Source organism: Paenarthrobacter sp. NPDC018779 (assembly GCF_044391085.1).
Lineage (GTDB): Bacteria > Actinomycetota > Actinomycetes > Actinomycetales > Micrococcaceae > Arthrobacter.
On sequence record NZ_JBIRZS010000049.1, the window covers coordinates 1 to 6,189 of the forward strand.

At 64.7% G+C, this 6,189-nt stretch carries 3 protein-coding genes; all 3 read right to left on the minus strand.

The annotated features are described in order from the left end of the window. Positions 1 to 167: 167 nt before the first annotated feature. The 3 genes from ACH488_RS21875 to ACH488_RS21885 are packed head-to-tail and all read right to left on the minus strand — an operon-like array spanning position 168 to position 5,996. Positions 168 to 3,623: an ATP-binding protein gene (locus tag ACH488_RS21875; RefSeq protein ID WP_397326699.1), complete on the minus strand. Its 3,456-nt coding sequence runs from the start codon at positions 3,621 to 3,623 to the stop codon at positions 168 to 170. Beyond that, positions 3,620 to 4,546, minus strand: a complete 927-nt coding sequence (locus ACH488_RS21880; RefSeq protein WP_397326700.1) for a DUF4194 domain-containing protein — start codon at positions 4,544 to 4,546, stop codon at positions 3,620 to 3,622. The genes ACH488_RS21875 and ACH488_RS21880 overlap by 4 nt, the downstream gene beginning before the upstream one ends. Then, positions 4,539 to 5,996 (minus strand): DUF3375 family protein, encoded by a 1,458-nt coding sequence (locus ACH488_RS21885; protein WP_397326701.1) that lies wholly within the window; start codon positions 5,994 to 5,996, stop codon positions 4,539 to 4,541. Before ACH488_RS21885 ends, ACH488_RS21880 begins: the two co-directional genes overlap by 8 nt. Between the last annotated feature and the right edge of the window lie 193 nt (positions 5,997 to 6,189).

The following is a 6,189-nucleotide window of genomic DNA, read 5'->3' on the forward strand; positions in this document are numbered from 1 at the left end:
TCAACGACAGACCCCGCCAACGATTCGACTTCTGCACCCCAAATGAGATGATCAGAACCTTCCTGTTGCGATAACCGCTAGAAACCGCCCGCTGGTAACGACGCGAACTGCGACTCAGTTGGGGAAACGGGCACGGGGAGCGGGAAGCGGGAGGTGGGCGCGCAGGCTCAGCGGAGCACGATGTCCACGGGGTTTGCTTCCGAACGCCATGCCCCCGGCTCGCCCGTGCCCGAAATGACCGGAGCGGTGAGCACACCCGAGCGGTTGGTGCGCTTGTCCCGGAGGATCTCCGTCACCGAGCCAAGGTGACGCGAAAGATCGATCACGTTTTCGGGCGCCGCCAGCAGCAGCTGGAAGCCGAACTCGTGGAGCGCCTTGATGCCCGCGCCGGCAAACTCCTCTGAGGCAAGCACGAAAGCCTCATCCATCATCACCGTGCCGTAGGTGGTGAAGCCCTGCTCGGCGATGCCCAATTGGTAGCTCAATGCCGCGGCCATGATGAACGCGGTGAACCGTTGACGTTCGCCACCGGACATGGACCCGGTGTCGGCGTGCATGAAAACCTCGGTCTTCGGCTTGCCCGACTTGCCGGTTTTGCCCGGCGCTTCGCGGTGTTCCTTGCACTGGATGAACAGGTGCCCGCGGACGTCCAGCACCTCCGCGCGCCACCGCCGGTCCTCGGGTGTCTGCGAACCAAGCCGCTTCACCAGGGTTTCGAGCGACTTGTAGCGGGCAGTGAGCTCGGCATCCTCGTCGGTTTCCGTTGCGGCCGCAGCGTTGCGGGACGGCCGGGTGTGCTTCGCCTTCAAAGCGTTCTGGATGGCATCCTTGAACTGCTTTGCCGTGGCCGGCAGCGTCTGTTTGATGTCCAGTTCCAGATAGCTGCCCTCGTGGAAGTTCACTTCGGACAGGATCCCGTTCAGCGGCAGGATGCGGCTGGTAATGGTGCGGCGTTCCTCATCGAGCAGGTGCAACAGCGTGCTGAAGGACTCGTGCGTCCGCTGGTTGAAGAACAGGCGGAATTCGGCTTCCTGGGCGGGCAAGCCGTCGTTCACGATCGCGTGGTACCGGGACTCGAAGTCCCCGGCGGCACCGATCGACGTGCCATGGTCGGCGCTGATGGCGCTCCCCCAGTCGCGCACGAACGCTTCGAAGATGCGCGTCAGGCGTTCAGCCGTGGCTTGCCCCCGCGACTCGGCAGCGTGCAGCTCGTCGAGCAGCGTGTTGCGGACGGCGTTGGCGAGGTTGTCCAGCTCATGGAGTTCGGAAACGTCCGCGGCGCCGGCGAAGTACGGCTCAAGGGCCGCAACGGTGGAGCCCGACGGCGGTGCCTGCTCGAGCTTCAACCTCGCCGCGTCCAGCAGGCCGTCAGCCGTGGTCATCTGATGGTCGAGCGCTTTGTACTCGCTCTGGAGCACAGCGGCAGAACCTGTGGAGGACTGGTGCTTTTCCCGCACGGCCTCGATGTTGGCGCGCAAGGGTTCAAGGTCGGCCTGGGCGGCGAGGGCATCGGCAAGTCGCTGCTCGATCCGTGCCAGCTCGTCTGCGGCAACAGCCGCGGAAACCTGTTCCCACGGACGTTCATCCTCGGCCACACGGCGGAGGGCCTCCAGCTGCCGGGCCATTCCCTGGTGCGAATCCTCGCGGCTTTGGGCTAATTCGGCGGCCTTGGCCAGTTCATTTTCCAGCTCGCCCACGCGGGCGGCAACGAGTTCCAGTTTGGAGGCGTTGTCGAAGCCGAGCACGTAGTCCTGCCGGCTGGTGAAGCGGTCGTCCTTCTCCACGGTGTGCCTGTTGCGCTTGACCACGCCGCCAAGGCTCAAGCCCTTGTCGAGGGAGGCCAGCTCATCGGGGTCCTCCACGCACGGATACGCGAAGTCGATCGCGATCCGCTCACGGATCCATTCCCCCGCGTCCGCGTTGGCGCCCGAGGTGAGGATGCTCAACTTGGTCAAGAGGTCGCCGTCGGACACGTCCTCCACAGCCAGCGCGCCGCCGGCCAGTGGCTTGGACACATCAACGGCACGCAGGGCGCCGCGGACGGTGTTGTCGTTGAGGTACCGTGTGACGGCAGCGAAGTGTTCGCCGGGCACCAGGAGTGTGGTGGCGAGGTTGCGCAGTGCACGTTCGGCCGCCGGGCGCCATTGTTCCTGCCCCTCTGCCAGGTCCATCAGCTCGCCGCCGAAGGGCATCCGCTCCTCCGGCACCCCGGTGGCCGCCGCAATTGCGGCCCGGTTTTCAATGCTCGACGGCGGCAGGAGGGACTTGCGCGACCGCAGCGACAAGAGCTCCTGCCCGGCTGCGGCAAGTTCGCGTTTCTTGGTGGCGTGCGCGTCGAAGGCCTCGAAGCGGAGCTCTTTCAGTGACTCCGAATCATCCTGCAAAGCGGCCGAGCGGGCTGCAGCCTGCTCGTGGGCTTGGTCCCAGCCCTCCTCCGACCATTCCAGGTCCAGGCCGGCATCGCTCAAGGCCTTCCTGGCGGATTCCTCCACCTGCTGGCGGAGCTTGAGACCCACACGTGCATTGTCCAACGACTGCTCAATGGCCGAGATCGCGTTGCCACCGCGGTTGTTGTAGTCCGACTCGAGCTCACGCAGTTCCTTGGCCAAGGCGTCCCGCACGGTCCGCTCGGCCGCAAGTTCCTGGGCCTTTGACTGGGCCAACTCCTTGAATCGGGCCAGCGTCTTGGCGTGTACCGTCACCGCAAGTTGCTGCTTGTATGCGGCGAACTCCTCACCGGCGAGCTCGCGCAATCGGTTCGCATCCAGGAGGGCCTGCGCGTAGTCCTTGTTCAGCCCGGGAACCGGTGCCAATTGGTCGCGCTGCTGGCGGACATCCTCCAGCCGCTGGCGGATGGACATCAGGTTGCTGAACTCTTCCACCACATCGTCTGCCGCGGCGAGCGTTGCCGGGGCGTCAAGGACCTGGTCCCGGAAGAACGTGTTTACACTGCCGCCCAGGCCCTTGCCGGCCTGGATCACGCGAAGCAGCGGGAGCGCCTGGTCCGAGTTGATTCCCAGGAGCCTGCGGAACCTCTCCGCGAAGGCCTTGTGGACATCGAAGACCTGTCCCTCGGGGAAGATCGACTCCAACGCACCCTTGGTAAAACGCTTCTGGGCGATCCCCTCTATGGCCTCAAGGTCCAGGGGCTTGCTGTCGATCACATAGAAGCGACCAACGCTGGACTCCGTGCCGTTCTTGGGCAAGTCGAAAAGCGCTGAGACCGTCACTTTGGTGCCGGCAGCGTTGTCGAACGTCAGCGCGACGGCGGACCAGGTGGCACCCGGGCGCTGGAAGGCACTGGCCGAACCATCCCCCACCGCCTTGTCACCAACCTTGCCGCGCATGTAGGTGAAGGTGGTCCTCTTGTCCTCCACAGCACCGCCCGAGCGCTGGGCAGCGGCCTCGTTGGAACGCGGACGGGCGTCGAAAACACGAAGCATCGCGTCAAACAGCGTCGACTTGCCAACACCGGAGTTACCGGTAAGGAGGGTGCCGTTGCGGTCCACGTGCATGGTGTGGGCGCCATGGAAGGTGCCCCAGTTGACCACCTGGACGAGTGCAAGGCGCATCTGGCCCGGGTTGGTGAGTTCGCCCAAGGGGAGCATGCTTGCGATGGTCACTTCTGTGTCCCGTCAGTCGTGGTTACGTCCGCGGCGGTACCGGGCACATGCTCTGCCTGCTCGCTCGTGCCTCGCTTAGACGCAGGCTGCCGCATGTCCCCGGCATCGGCGTCGTCGCTCCCAGCGGAGTCGTCGTCTTCCGATTGCGAATCGGGGTCCAAGTCCAGCAGGGGCTCCGTTCCTGACTCATCGGCTGCTACTGCTACCAAGGACTCGATGTGGGCCGGGATGTCTCCGATGTTTTCGAACGGGAGGGCCAGGGGGAGGGCGTTGCTGATGGTGTAGGTGTCGTCCAAGGGTGTGGGGAGGAGGAGTTGGCGCGCCAGGAGTTTGGTGATGGTGCGCGTGACCACGTCCGAGTCGCGCAACGCGTCCTGCTGGCCGGCGGGTGTGTAGTTCGCCACGAGGTCAGAGATCTCCTCGCGGGTGATGCTTGGGTCTGTCTGGGCTGTCACGTGGCGGTCCAGGAGAAGGCGCAGCCGCAGCAAGACGATTGTTTCCACGCGGCTGAGGGCCCTTTGCTGCCGCAGGATGCTCGAACGGGAACTGGCTCCGATGATCTCGGGATCAACCGGGCGCAGGACGGCGATCTTGCGGTCGTGGTCCAGCTGCAAGGTGAGGAACAGCTCCGAGAGGCGGCTGCGGAGGATCAACTGGTTGTCCAGGAGGGTGGTCCACAGTTTCTCGTCCCGGCCGCCGTCGATGTAGGGGCCTTTGAGGAGCTTGACCAGGGCGTGCCGGACCTTCATCGGCAGGACGCCGGTGTCACCGGGGAACAGCGCGGCCCCGTCCACGAAAGTGTCGCGCGGGGTGATCCGGAACGGGTCCGCAACGTGCTCAACGGGAACCGAGCCAACGGAGGCAGCCTCGTCGGTGACGTCCTCCTCAAAGGTGGCGTCCGTCGTCGTGATTTCCTCAGTCATCAGAATCCTCATTCAGCGAGACGACCGGCAGGTATGCCGTGCGGATGCTGCCGTCGATTTGTTCGAAGTCGATGTGTTCCCACGTGGCCCGGTCAAAGGCCGCACCTGACTGCAAGGCCATGGAAAGGAGGGAACGCACGGTATTGATGTGCCGTTCCTCGGGTGGCAGGTTCTCCCATGCCTCGCCGATGGTGGCCGAACCAGCCATGGCGGCACGCACGACGGCGGGCCGTGCCTTTCCGGTGCGGGCGGACTTCACGCGGTCCGAGTCGCTGAACGCGATGGGGTCGGCCAGGCGCGGCGGAGTGGCGAACTCATCCGGGTCGAAGAGCTTGACCATGGCGAGCGATTCGAACCCCGCGTTGTACAGGACGGGCCCGGGAACCAAGCCGGGCCGGTCGCGTTCGTAGGGCAGCGACCTGATGGCATGCTCGGCCTCGGCGAGGACCTTCCGCAGGCTCACCGATTGGCGGACGTCGTCGCTCTGGATGTACGTGTTGAGGCTCTCGGAGAGTTTCCCGTAGATCCGCTGGATCTGGCTGTGCTGCGTGCGAAGCTCGGCTACGAGGTTCTTCAGCGTCTCGCGGTCTTCGTGCGAGAGGTCGTCGGCGAATTGCCGGCTCAGCACCTCGCCGATGGCCGAACGGAAGCGCAACTGCTGCTGCGGATCCTCCAGGAACGCAGTGAAGGAACGGAACGTACGGCCTTCCGGGCTTTGCCGGAGCCGCTTGTCCGCTTCCAGTACCTGGGCCATGGTGGCGCCTTTACTGAGCGATTCCTCGATGATCTGGTTCCGCAGCTCGCCTACGAGTTCCTCGATGCGGTCACGCATTTTCTTGTAGTCGGCGGGCAAGCTGGCCGCGAGGTCCAGGATGTTTCCGGCTGCTTCTACGGCTTCGTCGTCGTCGAGGAGGCCATCGAACTCGCCCGAGCTGATGTCCTCCACCAGCTGTTGGCGCTCCTGGATCTCTTCCTCGAGGGCTTCCAAGCGGGCACTTTGGTCCGGGTTGGTCTCGTTGGCGAGCTTTTCGACGTCACCGAGCAAGGTACCCAGGCGGGAACCGTTAAGGGTGGAGCGTTCGCTGGAGAGGCTGTCGAGGAAGGCGAGGACGCGGGCCGCGGCTTCAGTGACTTCGTAGACGATCTGGCCGGACTGGTTGCGGCGCGTGAGGAACTGCTTCCGGGTCCATTCGTCGCCAAACGACTTGCCGTTTTGCTGTCCGCCAAGTGCAGGGTCCTGGCGGCGGAGCTGCTCAAGGAAAGCGTCGACGTCGGCATGGAACTCTTCGAGCGGAAGCTGCGGCCTGGTGCGGGTGAAGGATGCCTGCAGAACGGCGATCACCCACGGGGCCGAGCGGGTCAGCGCCCAGGCAGGTCCCTTGGTCAGCTGTTCGAGGTCGCGAAGCCGGGCGCTGATGGCGTCGGCGGAGGACATGGCTGAACGGGACAACTACTCTCCTTCAGCTGCTGCGAAACCTGACCGGCAGCGAAAACTGCCCCGTACAAGGTTAACGCAGAGTGTCCGCACCCAAGTAAGTCGCAGATCGCGTCGTTCCCAGCGCTGGGAACGACGTCATCTGCGACCCAGCGTGTGAGCGCCTTCGGCGCGCCGTGGGGCCGGGAAAGTATGCGGGGTGGCTCGC

What these genes read in the sequence shown, in the direction of transcription:
- ACH488_RS21880 (WP_397326700.1), bottom strand. Translation starts at nt 4,546, where the DNA reads ATGACTGAGGAAATCACGACGACGGACGCCACCTTTGAGGAGGACGTC.